We start from the raw sequence: 24693 nt of genomic DNA, 5'->3' as shown, positions 1-24693 counted from the left end.
TTAAATAATTGTTAACTGCCTGTTGCTTTTATGGATTAGAATTTAGATAATCCCTAAAAAGTAGCAGGCTTTTTAGCATAGATATGATGACTACATTATACAAACAGTTCTCTCACATTATATAATGCTAACAGATAAATGATAAAAGGTATCATTTACAGAGGAGGTTTGCAGTATGGATATTTACCAGAGTAGCCAGCGTGATCATTCGTTTATGATTCAGCCAGCCATGCATCCGATATTAGATCTATGCAAATCGATCTACTCTTTTCATCTTACTCCTACGCATTCTGTTATGAATAACCGTGCTGCTTGTATGACTCCTTTACGCTCAGAGCATCTTCTAATTTTGGCTTTAGAAAAAGGAACCGTAACTGTTAGACCTCAGTCTAATGCAACTATAGAAATACAGGATCAACCTGAAGCATGGTATTTGCAAGCAGGGGAGCTATTATTTGTACACCCGGACACAGAGCTACAGCTCTCTTATGGTGAAGAAGGATGTCTACATATCATCACTTGTGAGCGTTATAATCTAGTACAAGATTGCATGAATCAGATGAGCTACCAGTTATGTTATCAAAGCTTGCCTAAGCATGGAACGATCGTGAGTCGTAATACCGCCTATTCGTTTGAGCTAATTCAACAAATGTTATTATACGTCGATCAAGACACAGAGCAGATTCATGTCTTATTGCACAAATTATTGCAACGGATCGATTGTTCATCGGATGGGTCTAATGATAAATATGTAACCCGTTCTATGCATCAGATCGCCAGTTATATTCGCTATGCTTCAGAGCAGATGTTAACACGTGAAAGTGTGGCAGCGCAGACCAATCTGCATCCACATTACTTTTCCGAAGTGTTTAAAAAAGAAATAGGGTATACCTTTTCCGATTATCTTGCGATCTGGCGGATTAATAAAGCGAAAGAACATTTGTTATGCACAGACAATACCTTACATCATATTGCAGAAGAAATAGGATATAGTGATGGTATTTATTTAAGTAAAAAATTCCGTTCATTTACCGGCATGACTCCCGGAGCTTTTCGAGCACGCAAAGGAACACAACGTATTGCTGCTTTTCCATTTGCAGGTACATTATTGGCACTAGGTATTACTCCACTTGCGACTGTGTTTGAGATCAATCAACACTCCAAGTTATTAGAAGAAGAATTATCTTCGGTTCCGATATGGAATCTGGATAAAGGAGCTCATCAATTACCAACAGAATGGCAACTACAGTTACCTGAATGTACAGTTGACGATGTGCAACCGGATCTGATTATTATTGCTGATTGTATCTTAGATCATCCCAAATTATTTGAACAATTAAAATCGATTGCGCCGCTATTTATCATCGAACGGGGTGTACGCAGTCCTATTGATGAATTGTTGTATATAGGGCAAATTCTTAATCGTCAGCATCAAGCAGAAGAGTGGGTCATACAGTATCAATATCAGATCGAAGTCGCTAGACAACAATTAGAACTGGAACAGGTCACTCAGCAGACTGTGGGTTTGTATGAGATGTGTGGTGATCATCAGATTGCGATCTGGGGAGAAACGACACGAGCGGGTTATAACTTGTATCGAGCTCTCAAATTAAATCCGCCTTGTCCTATTCGTCATGATATATTGGAAGCAGGAGGGTTTAAGTTGATTGCAGAACATCTTTTGCCACAGTACGCAGCAGATCATATGTTTATTGTTGCTCCGGCATACTGGTTGGAAGGTATGGAATCGATGATGCAACAACATCCTATTTGGAGCCAACTCCCTGCTGTACAAAATGGACAAATCTATGGATTAAAATTAGAAGAATTCGGTTATGATGACGGCTTAGCTTTAGAAAGACAGCTGCGTATTCAAGTTAATTATTTAACAAATTAAGTTAAGATGATTATATAAATGGAAATCAAAAACGATTCTATTCCAAAAAGTGCAGAATCATTGCAACAATACCCTGACAATTCCGCAAAATTTCAGTACAATCAATATAGGAACAGATATCAGCAACATGGGAGAAACTATTTTTAATATTAAAGGGGATATTTAACATGCAATTGAGAACGGTTACAGAAAACTTGCAACAATACAATACAGACAAGATGCAACAATTACTTGTAGATATGTACGGACAAGAACAAGTACAGCACCAATTGGATCGTTACCAACAACTCATGAACAGTTATCACCAACAATTTGGAGATGGTAATATTCAATTATTCAGTTCTCCAGGTCGAAGTGAAATTGGTGGTAATCATACCGACCATAACTACGGTAAAGTGCTTGCAACCAGTATCAACCTAGATACAATCAGTGCAGCAGTACCTGTAGATGAACCTTATATTACGATTGTGTCTGAAGGCTATAGTGATGTATACAAAATCCATACGTCTGAATTAGAACCTGTTGAAGGCGAAGGCGGTACACTCGCGTTGATCCGTGGTATCGTTGCGGGCTTTGTGAAATGGGGACTACATGTAGGCGGATTCAATGCTTATGTCTCTACAAACGTACTGGCAGCTTCTGGATTGAGCTCTTCTGCTTCGTTCGAAATGTTGATCACAAGCATCTTAAATACGTTCTATAATGACAGCAAAGTCGATATCGTCAATATGGCTCGAATTGGACAATATGCTGAAAATAAATTCTGGAATAAACCTTCTGGACTATTGGATCAAATGGCTTGCGCACACGGTGGATTAATTGCAATCGATTTCATTAATCCCAAAGAACCTGCGATTCAACACGTTCCTTATGATTTTGATGCACAAGGATATGAAATGGTTATCGTAAACACAGGAGGCAACCATGCTGATCTAACTGCTGATTATGCGGCTGTACCGGAAGAAATGAAGGCGGTTGCGGAAGCATTAGGTCATGAAGTGTGTCGTCAGATTAGTCTGGAAGAAGTGTATAGCAATTTGGCACGTCTTCGCGAACAGACAGGAGATCGTGCAGTATTACGTGCACTTCATTTCTTAGAAGAAAATGATCGTGTCGATGAGCAAGTCAAAGCACTACAAGCCAACGAATGGGATCATTTCCTAGAGTTAATAACCGGTTCTGGTAATTCATCATGGAAATGGCTCCAAAACGTATATCAAGATTCCCATACCCGTGAGCAAAGTATTTCGATTGCTTTGGCGATTACTGAGATCTTCTTGAAGCAAAAACAAGCAGGCGCATGTCGTGTACATGGTGGCGGATTTGCAGGTGTTATTTTGACGATTTTACCTAAAGAATTAGTCAGCGAATACACAGCACTTATTCAAAAAACATTGAATACATCTACGTATATTATCAATGTACGTCAACATGGATCCATCTGCTTGAATAACTACTTAAATTAAAGAATACATTTTTGTAACATATACAAGGCATCATGATTGAACAGAAAAAAGCCTGCTTCTACACTGTCAAAATGACTTTGACCGTAGAAGCAGGCTTTTTTGTATATGATTATCGTATATCGATTTACCAGCCGACCCGAATAATCAATCCTTTGGGATCACCGACTTCGAGATACGAAGCTTGTTGATTGTAATCATCATAAGCGAATCCATACGCTAAGCGATTGATACTATGATCATGCCAGAACTTCGCATAGTAATTAGCAGGTGCGGCTTTGTAATATTGAGCAGGATTACTCCAGTTCGCTTGATTGTCATAGACATGACGATTGATCGCTGAACATGTACCTGAATCCTCTGCAAGTCTACCATTACATAACAAGATCTCCTGCGTGCTGTAATTGCTGTATCCAGCAAAATAATTCGCTTGTGTACCATTTACCCCGAATGCTTCATGAATGGGTGCTACGATCCGGTAAGGCGCTTGTACGTCGGCAAGAGATTGGAATGCTGAAGGTACCTCACTGCGATACTTACTAAATAGACCTGAACGTGTTTCTGATTCCAATTCGCCTACCGTCTGATCGTAGTTACCTGCACGATTCACAAGGCGATGCTGTAAAGGAAAACCAAAACCATCTACACGTGTTGTATTTCCATGATATCCAGTACCATCAACAGTGAATTCTACAAAATCAAAATAGATATTACGGTTAGGGTCAGCAGGGTTATTGATGTCCGGGCCTGCAAATCCATCATCATATGTTTTGATATAACAAGGTGAACCTACACAGATAAACATTCGACCGGAATCGATCTTCGGCATATTCACCCAATTGATCTGATCCAGCGTACTGTAGATATTGGCGTAATTGACTCCATTTTTGGTGAGATGCCCTGTAGCATTGTTGAGTGCGGTAGAGATAGGCTTGAGCTGACCGCTATTATCGAGATAACTCCATTGTTTAGTGGCAGGATTGATTCCGAGAATGCCCCAGTAAATCTGATTATTTGCATACGCACCTTTGGTACCATTAAGTACTTTGAACGATAGTACGCCATTGCCTGTAGCTGTAGGAATAGAAGCCGCAGGTATACTGTAGATTGAATCAGAACCTGTTCCGGGATTAGTGGGTGTAGTTGAACCGGATGTGACGGTATAGCTAAAGCTAGGGGTATCATAAGCAGAAGTTCCATTATTGTACGTAAATGAATATTTGATCATTTGACCGGTAGCTACATTGGATACATTTTGAATATACCGCTTAGATCCACTATCATACGTCATACGCAGATTTTGCAAATTACCCGAGTTCACCGAGTAATGGATATCTACCCATGATGTATTTACACTCGAAGAGAACCAGATTGTTGCTGTTGTGCCTGAAGTGGTGGCTCCTTGGGTGTAATCAGCCGCAGATACAGATGATGCAGGAGAGAAGAGATTGCTTGTCAGAACAAGTACAGATAAAAGCAAGAAGTAAACCATTTTCTTCATACGTATATCCTCCTATTCAAATTGTATGCGATTGCAATTTCGCTTTTAATTATTTCAATATATGGTAATAAATACAAGACAAAAACCATGTGTAATCCTCATGTGTATTTCTATGCCAAACTTTCTTAATTTAAAGAAACTTTTATTTGCTTTTTTGTTCAAGAACAGCTAAAGTTTTATACTTGAGCGTCTAAATAGACCGGAATTTATGTTCATTTTAAAGTGAATTTATGTTCATTGCATAATCTGGAAATGTTCGGGAAAAAGAAAAACAGAATGCACTATATCTAGTATGTCAAGAAAATTATTTTTTTATAAATGATTATCGAGATGTATGTAAAATACGTGTTCGAATAAGTCCCCGTTGTACTTGGATTTTTGAAAAATTAGACCGTTTTTAAGGCATGTTTGGACAGCGGTGTAGACCTTCAGTTCCTATTGACAACACTATATATAGCGTATATCTTTGATAAAGTCTTCTATATATTGCGGTTGCGATGTTTGAGCAGAGAATATATAGGTTATAGCTAATTATACGCACTAGAGCAGATAACACTGAGATGATATTAGAGCATTGTTATCTGTATTTATATAGTGATTGAACGGACGAAGGGTACTACATATTGAACCGAGAAGGAGATGTCACACCATGCTAATTGCTTATGATTCCAAAACAGGCAATGTGAAACGATTTATCAACAAATTGAAATTACCTGCTGTACAAGCTGTACAGATTGATGAGGCACTGACGTTGAATGAACCTTTTGTACTGGTTACGTACACAACTGGATTTGGTCAGATTCCTGATAAGGTAGTTCACTTTTTGGAGAGAAATCACAATCGCTTGATTGGAGTTGCAGCAAGTGGCAATCGTAATTGGGGTGACAAATTCGCTCGCAGTGCTGATCTGATCTCTGAACGTTATAATGTACCGGTGGTGTACAAGTTCGAATTAGCAGGTACAACAGGAGACGCACAACGATTTCAACAGGAGGTAGATAAAATTGCGGCATATTGAATTGAACAACTTACTGATGCAACGGGATGAGAGTGGATTTTTCCGTTTGGATAAAGATAAAGAAGCAGTTGTAGAATATATGGAAGAGGTAGCTCGTAAAAGTATCAACTTCCCGGATACAGCAACCAAAGTACGTTATATGATTGATAACGACTACTATGAAGATATGTACAAAAATTATACTTCGCAAGATGTGGAAGAAGTCTATGCGATTACACATAGCTATGATTTCCAATTTCCATCTTACATGGCGGCATCCAAGTTCTATACGGATTACGCAGTAAAAACAAATGACCGTAGTCAATATTTAGAGCATTATGCAGATCGTGTTGCAGTTGTAGCTCTTCATTTGGGACGCGGAGATGCAGTGAATGCCAAGACGCTTGCTAAGTCGATGATGGAACAACGTCTACAACCAGCAACACCTACATTCCTGAATGCAGGTAAAAGTCGTCGTGGTGAGATGGTATCTTGTTTCTTACTTGAAATGGATGATTCACTGAACTCGATCAACCATGTATTGAACACTTGTATGCAATTATCCAAAATCGGTGGCGGTGTAGCGGTCAACTTGTCCAAACTTCGTGGACGTGGTGAACCGATCAAAGGTGTTGAAGGTGCAGCTAAAGGAATTATGCCTGTATTGAAACTGATGGAAGATGCTTTTTCCTATGCAGATCAAATGGGGCAACGTAAAGGTTCTGGCGCAGCATATTACAATATTTTTGGCTGGGACGTTATGGAATTCTTGGATAGCAAAAAAATCAATGCCGATGAGCGTACACGTCTCAAAACATTGTCAATCGGTCTTGTTGTACCGAATCGCTTCTACAAATTAGCAGCAGATAACGAACTATTGCATGTATTCGCTCCTTACAGTGTATACAAAGCCTATGGTAAATATCTGGATGATCTAGATATCGATGAAATGTACGATACATTGCTTGCAGATGATCGTATCAAAAAGAAAGCCATTATGAGCGCTCGTGATATGTTAACCAAAATCGCAAGTGTACAGTTGGAATCTGGCTATCCGTACATTATGAACAAAAGTAATGCGAATAACGGTCATGCACTAAAAGATATCGGTTCTATTCGTATGTCTAACTTGTGTACTGAAATTTTCCAATTGCAAGAAACTTCTGAGATTACTGATTATGGTCAAGACGATATCATTCGTCGTGATATTAGCTGTAACTTGGGTTCACTGAATATGGTTAACGTGATGGAACTTGGCAAAATTCGTGAATCGGTTCATGAAGGTATTATGGGTCTAACTTCTGTAAGTGATATGACAGATATCGCAAATGCACCCGGTGTAGCTAAAGCAAACCGTGAAATGCATTCAGTCGGTCTAGGCGTAATGAACTTGCACGGATATCTTGCGAAGAACAAAATTGCGTATGAGAGCGATGAAGCAAGAGACTTTGTACGTACATTCTTTATGATGATGAACTTCTATTCATTAGAGAAAAGTATGGAGATTGCTCGCGAGCGTCAAACGACTTTTGCTGATTTTGAGAAATCCGAATATGCAAAAGGAACATACTTTGATCGTTATTTAGAAACCGATTATCGCCCAGCAACGACGCGTGCAAGCGACTTGTTCGGTGATATGTATATCCCAACACCAGCAGACTGGCAAAACCTGAAAGCTGATGTGATGAAACACGGTCTTTATCATGCTTATCGTTTGGCAATCGCGCCAACAGCAAGTATTTCATATATCCAAAATGCAACATCCAGTGTAATGCCGATTGTAGAACAAATTGAGACACGTACGTATGCGAACTCAACGACTTACTATCCTATGCCATATATGCAACAGGATAACTATTTCTACTACAAATCAGCTTACCAAATGAATCAATTTAAAGTATTGGATCTGATTGCTGAAATTCAAAATCATGTCGATCAAGGGATTTCAACAGTTCTTCATGTAGGTAGCGATGTAACGACTCGTCAATTGGCTCGTTATTACCTGTATGCGGCTCAAAAAGGTCTAAAATCACTTTACTATACACGTACCAAATTGCTTAGCGTAGAAGAATGTATTACTTGCTCGGTGTAATCTTTTTTTAATCTAATGCTATAGCAATATAACTGTAATGGACTGTACAAGAAAGCCTGTTTTTTAGGCTTTTTTGTATGCCTTAAACGTTTACCAAGGAGGAATTTTGATTTATGAGTGGACCTATCAAAGCTGTCAACTGGAACCGTCCTGATGATGATTTCACAATGATGTTCTGGAACCAAAATATTATGCAATTCTGGACGGATGATGAGATTCCGTTGTCTGATGATAAAATGTCATGGATTCAATTAAGCGATATTGAACGTGACACCTATATGAAAGTGCTTGGAGGATTGACGCTACTTGATACGATTCAAGGTGGCGTAGGGATGCCTAAAGTATTGGAGCACGTTGAAGGCATGCAACGTAAAGCGGTACTTGGCTTTATGGCGATGATGGAGCAGATTCATGCGAAATCTTACAGCAGTATCTTCACAACACTATCTTCCACTGAAGAAATCGATAAGATTTTCCAATGGGTTGAAGATAATCCACGTTTACAGACCAAAGCAGAAACGATCCGTCAGTACTACTTGAATATTAATTCGCCGAAAGAGCTATTTTTAGCGATGGCGGCTTCTGTATTGCTAGAAAGTTATTTGTTCTACAGTGGGTTCTTCTATCCGCTTTATTTAGCAGGACAAGGTAAAATGACATGTAGCGGTGAGATTATTGATTTGATTTTACGTGATGAAAGTATTCACGGTGTGTATGTAGGGGTACTTGCACAAGAAATCTACAATGATTTGGAAGAAGATGAGCAAAAAGACGTGTATGAAATCTTAGAAGGTCTACTGACATACCTTCATGCAAATGAAGAGAAGTATACCGAAGAGATTTATGATCCGATTGGTCTGACTGAAGATGTAAAAGTCTTCCTTCGTTACAATGCAAATAAAGCATTTATGAACTTGGGATTTGATCCTGTATTTGCAGAAGAAGAAGTGAATCCAATCGTATTCAACGGTATCAGTACACATACGAAACAACATGACTTTTTCTCGAAAAAAGGTAATGGTTATGTGCGTGCGATGAACGTTGAGCGTTTGACTGATGATGATTTTAAATTTGATTTTTAAAATGGTTTTGTGAGAGACCGCTATGGGAAAGAAATCATTCTGTCGGTCGCTGGTAAGATCGGATTTTTTGAACGACTGCGTTGCAGTCAAAATCCGAGTCTTACAAGGCGAACGCTTCGCTCCTTTCGAATTGATTTCTTTCCCTTCGCTCAGGCGGAGGAGTGACAAAACAAGGATTTTAAAAGATTAGATATATTGTGGTAGTAGGTTGGGATTGTGAAGGAAATATAGTATGTAAGGGATAATAGAGAGAGAATAGAGATAATTAGAGAGATAAAGATAACGTATATATGTGTTCAAAAGGGTGAAGTAAAGGTTGTTTTTCTGTGGAGTTTAGCAGAAAGGCAGCCTTTTTTCGGTTGGGAACGATTTGCATTGAGTACATATAAGGGGTTATAGACTCTGCAATAACGATCTAATTTTGTTTAAGTGTCATCCGTAATGCAGTAGAGGTTAGGTATAATGGTAGAAGTGAGTAGAAGGATAGAAATATATACTATAAATAGTGTGGGAAAGAAGGGGTAGAAATGGAAAGGATTTTTGAGAAAGCGCAGGTAGATGATTTTGTTCGTCAGCATCCATTAACGTTATTAATGCTCAAAACGCAGAATTGCAGTGTTTGTGAAGCCGTTCAGCCGAAAGTAACTACGTTGTTAGAAGGATATGAGCATATTGCAGGTGCATTTGTGTATATGGAAGATGTGCCTGAATTGGCAGGAGAGTATATGATTTTTACTTCGCCGGTATTGTTGTTAATGATGGAAGGGAAAGAAGTATATCGGGCGGCTCGTTTTATTTTATTTGAAGAATTAGCCGATCAATTGGATCGGTATCAAGCGTTTTTGCAATCGTAAGTCTTATAATCGGGTAATGCTTGTTAAAGGAGATGTTGGATATGGGTATTACGGGTGTGTATTATCAAGAACATGGTAATTTGGAAGACATCTTGGCTGGGCGTGTAGAAGAGCCAGCGTTAGATATTGATAAGACGTGGAGTCTGATTGTAGATATGTTTCCAGATATTCCGTTAGTTCCAGTAGGGGAGCAGTATAAGGTAGACAGTCAGGCGACTGAATACGGTTCTTTTTATTTATCTGCTGAGAAAGTAGCTGAGATTGCCGAACAGATTCCTGAATTGAAGCAGACTGACAACCTCACGAAGCGCATCGATTTTGAAAAGTGGAAAAACATTCCCGAGATGGACATCGAGCAATTGGATGAACGAGCAATGATTATGCTTGCTTTTCCAATGCAAAGCGATGAGACCTATGAAGAATTGGTCGATGGTTACTTACTTCCTCATTTGGAATCCGTATTTGAACTTTTTGAAAAAGCTTTTGCTCAGCAGGATGGTTTAGTCTTTATGATTGTTTAACGATACGAATTTAAGATGGTCTATATGCTACAAAATATATAGTGTATCGAAATACAAAAGAAGCTGTTATTCCTTTGATAGACTTGGGGAGTAACAGCTTCTTTTATGTTTTTACCAATATCCACCATAAAAAACAATTGACAATCTGTATTAACTGTACTAATAATAGTAATACAGTTAATACAGAAAGGAGGCTCTTTATGTTCGAATTAGATGTACGTAGTCGCAAGCCAATCTATGAGCAGTTGATGGACAAAATTAAAGAAATGATTATGTATGGCATACTGAAGCCGGAAGAACAGTTGCCTTCGGTGCGTTCACTTTCTACTCAATTAACCGTCAATCCGAATACGATTCAGAAAGCATATCGAGAATTAGAACGAGAAGGCTATATTTATTCTCAGCCGGGTAAAGGAAGCTTTGTCTCGCCTGAACAACAGCAACCGACTCAAGCACAGCAGGTAGATATGCGTGAACGCTTGCTCAAATTGTTTGCTGAAGCGATCTATCTAGGATTTACCAAAGAAGATTTGCAGAAGTTGTATGAACAAGCGATACAAGAACAAGAAAGGGGGCATCATCATGATTGAAGTCAAAGGACTTACCAAATACTTTGATGGTGAGAAAGCAGTCGAAAATCTATCATTACACGTACATAAAGGTTCTATTTTCGGATTACTAGGCTCTAACGGAGCAGGCAAAACAACATTGCTCAAAACGATAGCAGGCATTTACCGTGCGGATCAGGGAGAGATTACTTTAGAAGGGCAAGGGGTCTATGAGCAACCAGAAGTGAAAAATCGGATGATCTTTTTAGCCGATCAACCGTACTTTTTTCCACAAACGTCTATCAAGCAAATGGCTTCCTTTTATCGTGCCATCTATCCGCATTGGAGTGAAGAACGATTTCAACAGTTAGCTCCAGCATTCGCAAGTATTGATATGAAACGTAAATTACATCGCCTCTCCAAAGGGATGCAACGACAGGCTTCGATGTGGTTAGCATTGAGTTGCAAACCGGATGTATTGATTTTGGATGAGCCGATTGATGGATTAGATCCAGTGATGAGACGACAAGTGAAAAACCTTCTTTTTCAAGAGACTGCTGAACGTGAAATGACGGTTATCATTTCTTCGCATAACTTACGCGAAATCGAAGACTTATGTGATCATGTAGGTATTATGCACAAAGGCAAATTGTTAGTTGAAAAAGAACTGGACGATCTCAAAGCCGATACGCACAAAATACAAGTCGCTTTCCGTGATGAGCGCCATGAACATGCTATTTCTAGTCTACTGGACGTAGTGTATAAGGAAGAACGAGGCAGTGTAGGTATTTATATTATCAAAGGTGAGATTGAGCGAATCAAAGAAGTATTTAGCGTCTATACACCCTATGTATTTGATATTTTACCCATGACGCTCGAAGAAATCTTTATTTATGAAATGGGGGACGCCGGTTATGATGTTCAACCGATTCTTCTTTAATCGAGGGTTATGGAAGCAAGCATTCAGGCAGAGTGCATGGCTGAGTGTATTATATTTGTTAGTTCTTTTGTTATCTATACTCATCTCTTTAAATATGCTGAATGATTCGTATAAGAATCAACGTTTTCATTTTGTTGTTAGTTACTTTGCTGAAATAGGCGCTGGTTGGCCCAATGTGGCAATGCTTATTATATCCATCCTTATGGGTCTATTGCTAACAAGATATATGCAAAATAAAGCTTCAGTCGATTTTTTTCATAGCCTTCCTTTAAAAAGAGTTCATTTATTAACAACTCATTTTGCGGTAGGAGTTATAGCATTAACGATTCCACTATGGATCATAGCTATAATAGCAGCAATATTAAGCAGACAGTTTGAGTATATTGATTTTACAGCCATGCAAGTTTTAGAATGGACGATAGCTACAAATGTGCTTAGCCTTTTGTTATTTAGCCTTACTGTATTTGTAGGCATTTGTATCGGACAAACGATATTACAGGGTATAGTTGTTGCTATTTTATTAACACTCACTGTAGCTATTCCTAAAGTGTGGAATAAACATTTAGATATTTATTTATTTGGATATTCGTCTCGGAATCAACAGAACTTGAATGAAGATTGGTCTCCACTTTTCAATATTATGAATGCATCTGCCAAAATAATTACAACATTAGAAACATGTTTATATCTTTTGATAGCTATTATATTGATCGTATTAAGTTATCTATTTTATAAAATACGTGCTACTGAAAAGACAACTCATGCTGTCACATTTTCATATTTTAATCCGTTATTTCGAGTAGGCGTTATGTTTTGTGGCGCTTTGTTTACAGGTGCTTTATCTGTATCATTTCTGAATAATTGGACACCTATTGCTTATATTGTAGGGGCTATTGTCTCTTACGTTATAGCAGAAATGCTTATTCGTAAAAGCTGGAATATATACCATATAAAATTTGTTAAAGGGTTTTTAAGTCATGGTATTATTGTTGCCTTAATGTTATATATACCAGTTTCTAATTATGTACATTATGAAGCTGAGATACCAAATGCAGAAGAGATTGCTGGAGTCTATGAAGGTGGTAATCTTTCTTATTATTTGTTTGAAAATGAAGGATATGTAACGTTTCCAAGAGTCATACGTCCAGGAGTTCTTTCTTCAGATCCTGATTATATTCAGCTTGTTCGTAATCTTCATATGCAAATTGAACAAATACGTCCTAAAGTTGATAAACTGAAGCAACATACATTAGATTATAAGTCAGTAGACATTGGATATAAGCTAAAAGACGGAAGCTTAATGACACGTTCTTATCAAGTACCTTCTAATGCTCCTGAATATCAATATTATCTAACAAAAATACAAGAATCGCCATCCTATAAGGTTGCAGTTTACAATCTTCCATCTTTAGATCATGTAAGTAAACCGATTGAAATTATAAATCGTGATCGAGAAGAACACAAAATCCAAATTTCAGATAAAAATGATATTAAAGAGTTAACCCAATTGATAAAAAAAGAAAAACTTTCGATTGTTAATCCAGATGCAAGTTTGCCCTATAGTAGTCTTTATTTTTCTATTGAATCTGATCTAATCAGTTATAAAACTTCTCAATACTATGATTGGAATGCTTCTTACAAACCTTTAGCTATTTGGCTTAAAACAAAAGGATATTGGGATCAGATTATTACAAAACCAGAAGACTTAAATGCTATAATTGTTGTTAGAGATCATCGGACAAAAACTGAGAAAGATACAACAAGTGAGCAGAGTTTATTTACAGACTCGTATAGGACAGATAAAGAATTTGTTGCAAATGATAAAAAAATGATGGGGAAATTGCTTGATGCTAGTGAAAATGTATTTGATTATAATAATACTTCTTACTATTTAAAACTCAAATTTAAAGATGGTACAATCACCTATCGTCCTTTAGCTAATTCACAAGTCACATCTGAACTAAGTAAAGTATTGCCTGAATAATAGAGTTATCCAAGCATCGACATGATCAGATTCAACAGAAATGTTGTTTCCGATCATGTTGATGCTTTTTTTATCTGTTCATATAAAGTTCAAAATACGTAGATATAATCAAAAATGTAAACGGGATGTTAACGGAGTGTAAAACATGAACCCGATAGATAGCAGATTAAGTAGAAAGGGGATAAACCGATGTATTATCCAAATCTGGATTTGAAATACCGGCATGAGCTGAAGCATTATGTGAATTATCATCAATATTTTACGATTCGGCAACGGCTACGTCCATTGATGACCCAGGATGCCAACGCCAATGAAGCAGGAGAGTATCTGATTCGTAGTCTGTATTTCGATGATATCAATAATACCGCTCTACATGAGAAATTAGGCGGTGTACGAGATCGAGTGAAATACCGGATTCGTATTTACAATGGCGAAGACAACATCATTCATTTTGAAAAGAAAATAAAAATGAATGATGTTATTGCCAAAGTCAAAGAATCGATCACGCGTGAAATGTATGATGAAATCTTAAAAGGCAATTATGAAGTGTTGAACTTACCTCATCAACCTTTATTGTATGAGATTTATCATGCGGCTAACAATGTTTTACTACGTCCGAAGGTGATTGTAGATTATGTTCGTGAAGCCTACACATCTAAGCTAGGTAATGTACGGATTACATTTGATAAATATATGAAAACAGGTCTGAACAACCACGATATATTTGATCCTCATCTAGCGATGGTCGATGCGATTGATCATAAATTTTTTGTGCTTGAAGTGAAATATGATGAGTATTTGCCAGATTATATTAAGACTGCGCTACAACTCGAAGGGCTCGTTCGTCAATCCAATTCAAAATACGTTATCTGCCGTAAACTCGGTAAAGAAAATTCCTGGGAGGATCAATAACACATGGCAACCACAACAGCAGTCGCAGCGGCGGCAAATGCAACCACGACAGACGCAACAACGAACTTTTCAGATATCGTCAAAAATTCAGTACTAGAAAGCTTCACATCGGATATTAGTATTACACATATTTTGCTAAGTATGGGAATCGCTTTTCTCGTTGGATTGTTTATCTATTTCCTGTACAAACGTGTATTCAGTGGTGTCCTGTATTCCAAAAGCTTCAATATCTCACTGATCGGCATGACTCTGGTAACTTCTATGGTCATTATTGCGATCAACTCGAACTTGATCTTGTCTCTAGGGATGGTAGGTGCACTCAGTATTGTTCGTTTTAGAACACCGATCAAAGACCCGACTGATTTGATTTTCTTATTCTGGGCAGCAGCGGCAGGGATTGTAACTGGTGCAGGTTTTTATACATTAGCGATTACAGGTTCTGTAATTGTAGGTCTGGTCATGTTTTTATTTATCAAAGGATCTTCTTTTGAAACGCCATATTTATTGGTGGTTAATGCTCAAGGGGATGATGCTGAGAAACAGGTGAACAGCAAGCTTAATGCGTTGGTCAAACGTCATACAGTCAGACAAAAAACAATCACAGCAGATAATATCGAATTAACACTTGAAGTGCGTCTCAAAAACAATGAACCTACATTTGTAAATGAAATCTCTAAAATCACAGGTGTGAAAAATGCAGTTCTTATCAGCTATAACGGTGATTACGTTTCATAATAGAAACCAATATATATGGCTGAAGTGTATCGGAATTAAAGCGCATAGAGAGCCTTTGCACAAGTCAATATACCGATGTATGCAAAGGTTTTTTATTTCAAAATTGGTGGTGATGAAGTGAAGCGGATGTTAAAAGTAATCTTCGCAGGTATACTATGTCTTGTTGCTATACCGTGGGTATCCACGCAAGAAGCTCATGCAGGAACAGTGACAGAACAAAGTGCACAAGATGCAAATGTATTTGTAGAAGATAAAGTAGTCGATGTCAAAATAACGATTCCTGATTCAGATTTTCAAGATATGTTAGACCATGCGTCTGATGAAAAATATCATTCAGCCAGTGTAGATTATAATGGCAAAACCATTACAAATATCGGGATTCGTACCAAAGGTAATCTGTCTTTGCGTAGTGTAGTACAGATGGATGATTCGGATCGGTATAGCTTCAAGTTAAGCTTTGACGAATACATTTCTGGACAGAATCTATATGGCTTAGACAAAATCAATCTCAATAATAACTACAGCGATGCTTCGTATATGCGTGAATTTTTGACCTATGAAATGTCTGAAATGCTAGGGTTGCCTACACCTAAGCATTCATTTGTCCGTATCTATGTTAATGGTGAATACAAAGGTTTGTATCTTGCTGTAGAGCAAGTGGATGATTCATTTATAGAGAGTCATTATGAAGATACGACAGGTACATTGTATAAAGGGCTGATGACCGGTAGTGGTAGTGATCTACAATGGATTGATGATGATGCAGACTCGTATACAGGTCTTGAAGTGAAGTCAGAAACTCAGGACAAAGATGCATTAATCAATATGCTGGATAAGCTCAATCATGATAGCACCACACCATACACCGATTATCTTGATGTTGATAGTATTCTAGAATACCTAACGTTAAATGTGGTCACTAACAATACAGACAGCTACATTGGTGGGAATAAGCAGAATTATTATCTGTATGAACATGGTGGTATATTTTCAATGATTCCATGGGATTACAACATGGCATTTGGCGGAATGGGTGGTATGGGAAGGGGCATGGGTGGCTTCGGCGGGCGTGGCGGTGAGAATACAGATACCAACACAACAGAGACAACAACCAACCAGATCCCGTCCAATACAGCCCCTGCGAAAGATCCACAAACAGCAACAGATCAAACCAATGTTAATACCAACAATGCAACTGGTAATACTAATAACGCAACTGGAAATAATACAACTCCAAAAACAGAAACTGCAAATGTAACAGACACTGCTAGTTCTACTTCTTTGATGATCGATGAGCCTACATCTGGAGCTTTAGCAGAGCGTCCGTTAGTTGCCAAATTATTAGCAGTTGATGAATATAAGCAAAAATATCATGCCATGATCCAAAAGGTGCTTACTCAATTTTTAGCCAATGATCTTTTCACAGCTAAAGTCAATGCACTCAATGATATGATCGCAGTGGATGTCCAAAGTGATCCTACTGCTTTCTACACGTATGAAGAATATCAAGCAGGTGTAACCTCATTGATCGCTTGGAATCAGACCAATGTTACCAACATACAAGGCCAACTCGATGGAACAATTGCTTCGTCAGGCGATGGTTCTGGAAATGGTGGTATGGGCGGTGGCATGGGTAGAGGTGGCGGAGATCGTGGTCAACGTCCCGAAGGTGCTCCAACAGATCAAGGTAGAGGTAATGGTGGAATGATGGCTCCTCCGGATGGAGCTGGGGGTATGGGTGGAGGCCCGGGAGGTGGAGGTTTCGGAGAACCGATGACGCCGACAATCGATACAGCGACTCAAGCTAAATACACAGCGATTAGTGTAGGCATTTTGGTGCTAGCGATAGGTATTGTATTAGGATTCCGTCGCAAGCGAGTCTAAGCAGAAGAGTACCATATAGACATAAAATATATGCATTCAAAGGATAGAGTCATTAGACTCTGTCCTTTTTGTATTACCTTACATAAACATATCGAAATCAACTCTAGAGGAGGTCGGAATATTACACAAACACCACTGTATATTGAATATTCACACCTAAATATTCCATGTACGATAATAATGTAAGCGCTTTATAAATTTGAAGGAGAAAGAAGGGGTACGTTTGAATCGTTCGCTTGAGTATCGTCGATGGGTATCGCTTGTGCTTATTATGGTTATGGTGTGTACGTTATTACCTTTGAACAGATCAATAGCAGCAGAGGATCAAGCAGAGCAGAATCATACTTCTTTTCCAAGTACGACAGAGCAAGTAGAACAAGTACAAAGTGTCATCAATAACACGTATGAACAGGAGTCTGTGGTGGTCTCGAATCCCACGGTATATCTGGCAGGAGATTCAACTGTACAGACCTATGCAACATCCAAACAACCACAAGCAGGATGGGGGCAAATGATAGACCGTCACTTGGATGAAAAGGTGAAGATCAGCAATCAAGCGATTGGTGGACGCAGTTCACGTTCTTTTATCGAACAAGGCCGATTGGATACGATCTTAAATCAGATTCAACCCGGTGATTATCTGATGATTCAATTTGGTCATAATGATGCCGATACGAAGCCCGAACGATACACACCTGTACCTGATTATAAAGTATACCTCAAGCAGTATATCGATGGGGCTCGTGCACATGGAGCCACTCCTATTCTAGTGACTCCGGTCGGTAGACGTGATTTCAATACGACTACAGGGCAATTCAATATCAGTTTCCCCAATTATGTGACAGCGATGAAAGAAGTCGCCACTCAGACTAACACCAAGCTTATTGATCTCAGCGCTCGTAGTGTAGCTTATTACAATTCGATTGGTGCAGAAGAATCTAAAAAAGTATTTTTGCATGTACCAGCAGGTGTATATCCCAATTTTCCTGATGGAGTGGTAGACAATACTCATTTTCAGGAATATGGAGCGATCCAGATCGCAAGACTGGTAGCCCAAGGGATAGCAGATGTACAGATTCCTTTGTCTGAACACGTGCAAAATCTAACAGTCACTGAAAATACAGCTGTTGCTTCCGGTCAACGTGCAATGGAAAAATTAAATCGTGGACTGGTAGCCGTCAAAAGCAAAAATGGTATTTATGTAGGTTGGAGAATGCTTGGATTGGATGCCAATAATATCGCATTTAATCTATATCGCGACGGTGTACTGGTGAACAGTCAGCCGATAACAGGAGCTACCAATGTATTAGATGCTAAAGGAACAGTGACTTCTGTTTATACCTTATTTACTGTGCAGAATGGTAAAGAAACATCGGTATCGACACCTGTATCCGTATGGCAACAGCAATACAAATCGGTTCCTTTGCAAAAGCCTGCTGATGGTGTAACCAAAGACGGAGTAGCTTACACCTATAGTGCAAATGATGCGAGTGTAGGTGATCTGGATGGGGATGGAGAGTATGAAATTGTGCTATTATGGTCGCCTTCCAATGCCAAAGATAATTCTCAATCTGGATATACAGGGATTGTGTATCTGGATGCATACAAACTAAATGGCACTCACTTATGGCGTATTAATATGGGACCTAATATCCGTGCAGGCGCTCATTATTCTCCATTTGTTGTCTATGATCTAGATGGAGATGGAAAGTCTGAAGTGGCTTTGCGTACAGCAGATGGTACGATTGATGGTCAAGGTAAAGTGATCGGAGATGCCAAAGCAGACTATCGCAATAGTGCTGGATATGTGCTGACAGGGCCTGAATTTTTGACGGTATTTAAAGGAACAACAGGAGCAGCATTGGACACTGTTAATTATGATCCACCCCGCGGAACAGTTGCTTCATGGGGCGATAATTACGGGAATCGAGTCGATCGCTTTTTAGCAGGAGTCGCTTATTTAGACGGACAACGTCCTAGCTTTGTTATGACCAGAGGATATTATACACGTACTGTACTTGTCGCTTATGATTTCCGTGATGGCAAAATCACCAAGCGTTGGACGTACGATACCAATGTAGGTAATCAGACGACCTACACTGCGCAAGGTAATCATGCTCTCAATGTAGCAGATGTCGATGGAGACGGCAAAGATGAGATTAATTTCGGTTCTATTTCTATTGATGATAATGGCACCCCACGTTATACCACAGGACTGGGACATGGAGATGCTCAACATCTAGGCGATCTGAATCCGAACCGAGCAGGACTAGAAGTATTCGGCGTACATGAACACAAAGATTCTCCGTATGGTATGGAAGTGCATGATGCGAATACAGGGCAAGTCTTGTGGGGCGTATATACAGGGCTAGATACAGGGCGTGGAATGTCTGCGGATATCGATCCACGTTTCCCCGGAGAAGAAGTATGGGCAGCGACGATTACGAATGCTCAACATGTTCCAATTACCGGATTATACAGTATTACAGGTGAAGTCATTAGCAAAAACATCCCTTCGTCTACGAACTTTGGAATCTGGTGGGATGGTGATCTATTGCGCGAGTTGTTAGATGATAATCGTATTGATAAATGGGATTATATGAACAATACGACGACTAACTTGTTAACGGCTACAGGAAGTAGTTCGAATAATGGAACCAAAGCTACACCTAATCTACAAGCAGATCTATATGGAGACTGGCGGGAAGAAGTAGTATTACGTTCAAGCGATAATAATGAATTGCGTATTTATACCACAACAGATATGACCGATTATCGCTTACGTACACTGATGCATGATCCTGTCTATCGTCTATCTGTCGCTTGGCAAAATGCTGGCTACAATCAGCCACCACATCCGGGATTTCATCTGGGTGCAGATATGAAGCAACCTCCAGTACCTGATATTTATTATGTACAATAAATAAGATTGATATCATTTGTAGAAAGTCTAATCATAGATTCATAATACCCATTTCCAAAGGCTGTTGACGTTTATGCGTCAGCAGTCTTTTTTTGTACCATATCAGATTGTAGAAATGATACACAAAGTCGATTTTTATACTATTACAAAGAGTGTTCAAATCCGATATAAATATTATGTAAATAATAGGTAATAGTAGCCTTTCTATATTCCCTTTATTCGAATAATACAATGTAGCAGGGAGACCATTTTATGAAAACCATCTTTAATATTAACAACTGGAATCTACGTCTGAAAATGTTTTTGCCTATGGCACTCGTAATGATCGCTTTGATCGGAATCGCTATCTTCTCATTGAGCCATACCAAGTCTATTGCTCAAACATTAACGACTAAAATTTATGATCAATCGTATATGACAAATTATTGGTTATTAAATGCAGATCGTGATTATTATCAAGCGTTAGTCGCTCAAATGACATTGACCAGTTCGAATGATCCTGCCATTTTAGAAGCAGCCAAAGCTGATTACACTGAAAATGCACAACAAGCCTATGATCGTGTGCACAAAGCCGGAGCTATTTTCACTGCACATCAAGCCGAATTTGCTCAATATCAACACGCTGATTCGAATAAAACAGTCTTTGAATTGATTGCTGATTTTGATACTAATTTCGCTGCATGGCAACAAGGATTTGATATCAATACCAATACAGTAGCCAATCTTGCAGATAGCACAGCTCGATTTGATGCCGCACGCGATGATATCAATCAGGCCGAAGAGATTCTAGACGATTATAATCAAGCCGTCTTACTAGAAAGTCAACAGTTACAAGATCAATTAGCCCAAACATTGATTATCGCAACGATTGTCATTTTACTGGTTTCTTTACTGATCTGTATACTATTCGCTCGTAATGTGAGTCGCCGTACTAAAGTCACATTAGAAATTATTAACAAAACCGCAGCGCTTGATCTGAAATATAGCAAAGGTTATGAAAAATATTTAACAGAAAAAGATGAATTTGCGCTGATTATAGCAGCGATGGGTGGAGCACGTAAGCAGTTCAGAGAAGTGTTTGAACAAGTTATCGCCCAAAGTTCTAATTTGCAAAATCATATTCAGACGGTTCATCATCATATGTCTCATTTAGAAGATAGTGTTCAAGATATTTCTGCAACAACCGAACAACTGTCTGCAAGTACAGAAGAGACGGCTTCTTCTACAGAGCAAATGAATGTAACTTCTCGTGAACTAGAACATGCAGTACAATCTGTCGCTACAAAAGCGCAAGATAGTGCTACATCAGCCGATGAACTGACTCGTCGTGCACAAGAATTAAGTCAAGAATTCCGAATTTCCTATCATAAGAGCCTGAAAATCTATACTCATGTCAAAGAACGTCTACAGAAAGCATTGGTTGAATCGCAATCTGTATCCAAAATCAATGGGCTAGTATCTACCATTATTACGATTGCAGCCCAGACTAATTTGTTGTCTTTAAATGCAAGTATTGAAGCAGCAAGAGCAGGAGAAGCAGGTAAAGGATTTGCTGTCGTAGCTAGCGAAATCAGTAAGCTTGCAGCAGATTCCAAACAAGCGGCAGATCAGATTGATCAAATTACGCGCACAGTGATCGAATCGGTGAGTAATCTATCCACAAATTCAAATGATCTTTTACAACTATTTGTTAATGAAATCAAGCAAGATTACGATATGATGTTATCTTCAGCAGATCAATATGCAGAGAGTGCGAAAGGAATCGATGATATTGCTACAGATCTAAGCAGCACATCTGAAGAATTGTTATCTTCGATTGAGAATCAAGTGAAATCAATTCATGAAATTGCAGTAGCTTCGAATGAAAGTGCAGAAGGAACTTCGACAATTGCAGAGAAAACGGAGACGATCGTAGAGCAGACGCATGAAGTGATCGAAAGTATGAATCTATCCAAACAAGGGATTGATGAATTACTAACATCTGTAGCCAGATTCAAAATATAATAAATAAATGATGGATTAGTACCTATACCATGACATTATACTGATTGTATTGAGAATGAGAAATGCGATCAGTGTAATGACAGGTAAAATGAGCTTTTATATAATTTTTTTTGAAATCTACTTGATAATAATAATCATTGTTGGTAGAATATAAAAAGAAAGAAGGAACTCGGCAAAGTCCCTTCTCAGTTGTAAAACATTTTAAATTAGTTTACAGCATCTTTTTTATCAAACGTTTGGCAATCTGTTTCTTGAGATTCAGTCGCTTTTTGATGAGCGTGGTTGATAATGAAAATAGATTCAGCAGTACATTTGTTTTCTTGAGCCCAATGTGTGCAAGAATTTACTTCGCAAAGTACGTTTTGTACCATGGTGATTCACCCCCTATTGTATATAATTAGGAATTAGAAATAAGCAGCTCCTTCTGTGAAAAGGGGCTATTTGTGTTTTCACTACAAATCTTATAGTGATAATGCCAGTGTACCAGATAATCAATCGAATTGGCAAACATTTTGCTCACAAATATCTGCAATATCTATAAAAAAATCAAAAAGACTGATATATCCATACCAAAAAGCACAAATTCACTATGAAATCTTAGTGAGTTTGTGCTTTTTTAATATCCCTATGTTGAAAACCAATCATTATTCTTTATTTACGTAACAATGAAAGATCAAATTCAGGTACAAGCCCTTCCTTGGCAGCACGTCCTAATAAAGCTTCAATCGCTCCATAACCATCTTCACCTAGATTACGGGTAAATTCATTTACATATAGATTAATATGAGAATCAGCAACACTCGGGTCCATTTCTTGAGCATGCTCCAGTACATATTGACGTGAAGCTTCAGGATGTTCCCACGCATATTCGACAGAAGAACGTACCCAATCGGCAATCTGATTAGCATCTAATGAACGCTTAGCAATAATAGCCCCCAAAGGAATGGGCAATCCCGTATCTTCTTCCCACCAGCTACCCATATCTTCCATAAGAGTAAGCCCATAATTAGGATACGTAAAGCGTGCTTCATGAATAACCAGACCAGCATCAATCTTGCCGTCTCTTACCGCAGGCATAATCTCATCAAATGGCATCACCACAATTTCGCCTACACCACCGGGAACATTTTGAGCTGCCCATAGACGGAAAAGCATATAAGCCGTAGACCGTTCACTTGGAACAGCTACTCTTTTACCAGATAGACTAGCAGGATCGGTATCGGTAGGATCAGCGGTAAGCACCAATGGACCACAACCACGACCAAGCGCACCACCACAAGGGATTAATGCGTACTCTTCCAACAACCACGGTAAAGCGGCATAAGATACTTTTAACACTTCCGGGCCTTCGCCTGTAGCTGCCCAGTTATTTGTAATATCAATATCAGCATAAGTCACTTCAAGCTCAGGAGCATTTGGCACAAGACCGTGTACCCAAGCATGAAAAACAAATGTGTCATTAGGACATGGGGAAAAAGCAATTTTCATTTTATAGCACCTCCGGTAATATGGAGCTTGCTTTGGTTAAAGCTTGCAAAGCATCAGGAATACGCCAACTGCTTCGATCACGTGGCCCGACCCGATTAGAGATCGCCCGAATTTCGAGTACTGGTAAGTGGAAATAATGAGCAGCCAAAGCAACGCCGTATCCTTCCATACCTTCTGCTGAAGCACCAGGAATACGTCCTGCAAGCATAGCTGTAGATTCAGCTGAGCCTGTAGTTGTAGATACCGTAACAACAGGGCCAATATGCACAGCAAGTCCAATCTGTTGAATAGCTGAAGCAAGACTTCCATTATAGACGGTATCGGCTTGGATCATTGAAGAGCCGAATCCCAATTCATCTACAGAAATAAATCCATGCTCCGGTGTCTCTGAACCCAAGTCTGCTGCAATCATCTGGCTCGCAAGGACAATAGATCCGATATCAGCATATCCTGCGAATCCACCGCCAATACCTGCACTGATCACCATATCAAACGATTCTTTTGCTAGAATCGCTGTTGTTCGTGCTGCTGCAGAAGCAGGACCTACACCAGCTAATTGTACACTAAAGCGATCTTCACTAAGCGCGGGCAATCCTCGAAGAATCGCTTCACGTTCAGCTTCAACGGCTGTCATAATCAATATTCGTCGAGAAGACGAATGAGAATGAATCGAAGTATTCATACATTGAGTCTCCTTACTTGTTTACAAGCATATCATTACAAGCTACTTCCTAACGTTACTCTCATTAAACCATAATGTAAAGTCAGCTCAAATGGATACATTTAACGTTTATATCCATATGTCATTAAATAAATATTAATTATGTCTAAACAGAAATAATAGATAACCATATAAAGGAAAAAGATG

The 24693-nt window shown here is 38.8% G+C and carries 19 protein-coding genes; 15 read left to right on the top strand and 4 right to left on the bottom strand.

Going from position 1 to position 24693, the window contains the following annotated elements:
• The first annotated feature begins 175 nt into the window (after window positions 1-175).
• Both PTI45_RS06575 and PTI45_RS06570 read left to right on the top strand, forming a co-directional pair.
• On the top strand, window positions 176-1897 hold the full coding sequence (locus PTI45_RS06575; RefSeq protein WP_069326742.1) for a helix-turn-helix domain-containing protein: 1722 nt from the start codon (window positions 176-178) through the stop codon (window positions 1895-1897).
• A gap of 167 nt (window positions 1898-2064) precedes the next feature.
• Window positions 2065-3363, top strand: a complete 1299-nt coding sequence (locus PTI45_RS06570; protein WP_069326741.1) for a galactokinase — start codon at window positions 2065-2067, stop codon at window positions 3361-3363.
• A gap of 124 nt (window positions 3364-3487) precedes the next feature.
• On the opposite strand, the gene PTI45_RS06565 is transcribed toward PTI45_RS06570, so the two are convergent.
• A complete protein-coding gene (locus PTI45_RS06565) occupies window positions 3488-4861 on the bottom strand; it encodes a glycoside hydrolase family 64 protein (RefSeq protein WP_069326740.1) in 1374 nt (457 codons plus the stop codon).
• Window positions 4862-5510: 649 nt separating this feature from the next.
• On the opposite strand from PTI45_RS06565, the gene nrdI reads away from it, so the two are divergent.
• From nrdI to PTI45_RS06500, 13 genes are all read left to right on the top strand, one after another.
• Entirely contained in the window at window positions 5511-5879 is a 369-nt protein-coding gene (nrdI, locus tag PTI45_RS06560) for a class Ib ribonucleoside-diphosphate reductase assembly flavoprotein NrdI (protein ID WP_069326739.1), read from the top strand.
• Window positions 5866-7950, top strand: coding sequence for a class 1b ribonucleoside-diphosphate reductase subunit alpha (gene nrdE / locus PTI45_RS06555; protein WP_069326738.1), 2085 nt, complete (start codon window positions 5866-5868; stop codon window positions 7948-7950). Before nrdI ends, nrdE begins: the two co-directional genes overlap by 14 nt.
• Before the next feature lie 113 nt (window positions 7951-8063).
• Window positions 8064-9032 (top strand): class 1b ribonucleoside-diphosphate reductase subunit beta, encoded by a 969-nt coding sequence (gene nrdF, locus PTI45_RS06550; protein WP_069326737.1) that lies wholly within the window; start codon window positions 8064-8066, stop codon window positions 9030-9032.
• A 527-nt stretch (window positions 9033-9559) separates the two neighbouring features.
• The gene (locus tag PTI45_RS06545) at window positions 9560-9886 is read left to right on the top strand and encodes a thioredoxin family protein (protein ID WP_069326736.1); all 327 of its coding nucleotides are present in this window, start codon (window positions 9560-9562) and stop codon (window positions 9884-9886) included.
• Between the two features lie 41 nt (window positions 9887-9927).
• Entirely contained in the window at window positions 9928-10407 is a 480-nt protein-coding gene (locus PTI45_RS06540; protein WP_069326735.1) for a hypothetical protein, read from the top strand.
• A 200-nt stretch (window positions 10408-10607) separates the two neighbouring features.
• A complete protein-coding gene (locus PTI45_RS06535) occupies window positions 10608-10997 on the top strand; it encodes a GntR family transcriptional regulator (RefSeq protein ID WP_069326734.1) in 390 nt (129 codons plus the stop codon).
• Complete coding sequence (locus PTI45_RS06530; RefSeq protein ID WP_069326733.1) at window positions 10990-11895, top strand: ABC transporter ATP-binding protein; 906 nt, start codon at window positions 10990-10992, stop codon at window positions 11893-11895. The genes PTI45_RS06535 and PTI45_RS06530 overlap by 8 nt, the downstream gene beginning before the upstream one ends.
• On the top strand, window positions 11849-13879 hold the full coding sequence (locus PTI45_RS06525) for a hypothetical protein (protein ID WP_175425131.1): 2031 nt from the start codon (window positions 11849-11851) through the stop codon (window positions 13877-13879). Before PTI45_RS06530 ends, PTI45_RS06525 begins: the two co-directional genes overlap by 47 nt.
• A gap of 189 nt (window positions 13880-14068) precedes the next feature.
• Window positions 14069-14791: a polyphosphate polymerase domain-containing protein gene (locus tag PTI45_RS06520; RefSeq protein ID WP_069326731.1), complete on the top strand. Its 723-nt coding sequence runs from the start codon at window positions 14069-14071 to the stop codon at window positions 14789-14791.
• A gap of 3 nt (window positions 14792-14794) precedes the next feature.
• Window positions 14795-15526 carry a DUF4956 domain-containing protein gene (locus PTI45_RS06515; RefSeq protein WP_069326730.1) on the top strand — a complete coding sequence of 244 codons (732 nt, stop codon included), beginning with the start codon at window positions 14795-14797 and terminating at the stop codon, window positions 15524-15526.
• Between the two features lie 75 nt (window positions 15527-15601).
• Window positions 15602-17410 (top strand): CotH kinase family protein, encoded by a 1809-nt coding sequence (locus tag PTI45_RS06510; RefSeq protein ID WP_083243390.1) that lies wholly within the window; start codon window positions 15602-15604, stop codon window positions 17408-17410.
• A gap of 223 nt (window positions 17411-17633) precedes the next feature.
• The gene (locus PTI45_RS06505) at window positions 17634-20333 is read left to right on the top strand and encodes a rhamnogalacturonan lyase family protein (protein WP_281181684.1); all 2700 of its coding nucleotides are present in this window, start codon (window positions 17634-17636) and stop codon (window positions 20331-20333) included.
• A gap of 252 nt (window positions 20334-20585) precedes the next feature.
• Complete coding sequence (locus PTI45_RS06500; RefSeq protein ID WP_069326728.1) at window positions 20586-22337, top strand: methyl-accepting chemotaxis protein; 1752 nt, start codon at window positions 20586-20588, stop codon at window positions 22335-22337.
• Between the two features lie 206 nt (window positions 22338-22543).
• Here PTI45_RS06500 and PTI45_RS23630 read toward each other — a convergent pair whose 3' ends face one another.
• From PTI45_RS23630 to PTI45_RS06490, 3 genes are all read right to left on the bottom strand, one after another.
• Window positions 22544-22708: a DUF1540 domain-containing protein gene (locus PTI45_RS23630; protein WP_083243389.1), complete on the bottom strand. Its 165-nt coding sequence runs from the start codon at window positions 22706-22708 to the stop codon at window positions 22544-22546.
• Window positions 22709-22988: 280 nt separating this feature from the next.
• A complete protein-coding gene (locus tag PTI45_RS06495) occupies window positions 22989-23825 on the bottom strand; it encodes a 1,4-dihydroxy-6-naphtoate synthase (protein WP_069326727.1) in 837 nt (278 codons plus the stop codon).
• Between the two features lies 1 nt (window position 23826).
• Complete coding sequence (locus PTI45_RS06490; RefSeq protein ID WP_069326726.1) at window positions 23827-24507, bottom strand: futalosine hydrolase; 681 nt, start codon at window positions 24505-24507, stop codon at window positions 23827-23829.
• Window positions 24508-24693 lie beyond the last annotated feature (186 nt).

The organism is Paenibacillus nuruki (assembly GCF_001721045.1).
Lineage (GTDB): Bacteria > Bacillota > Bacilli > Paenibacillales > Paenibacillaceae > Saccharibacillus > Saccharibacillus nuruki.
The sequence above is the reverse complement of the archived record's forward strand: the minus strand, read 5'-3'. Positions and strand labels throughout refer to the sequence as shown.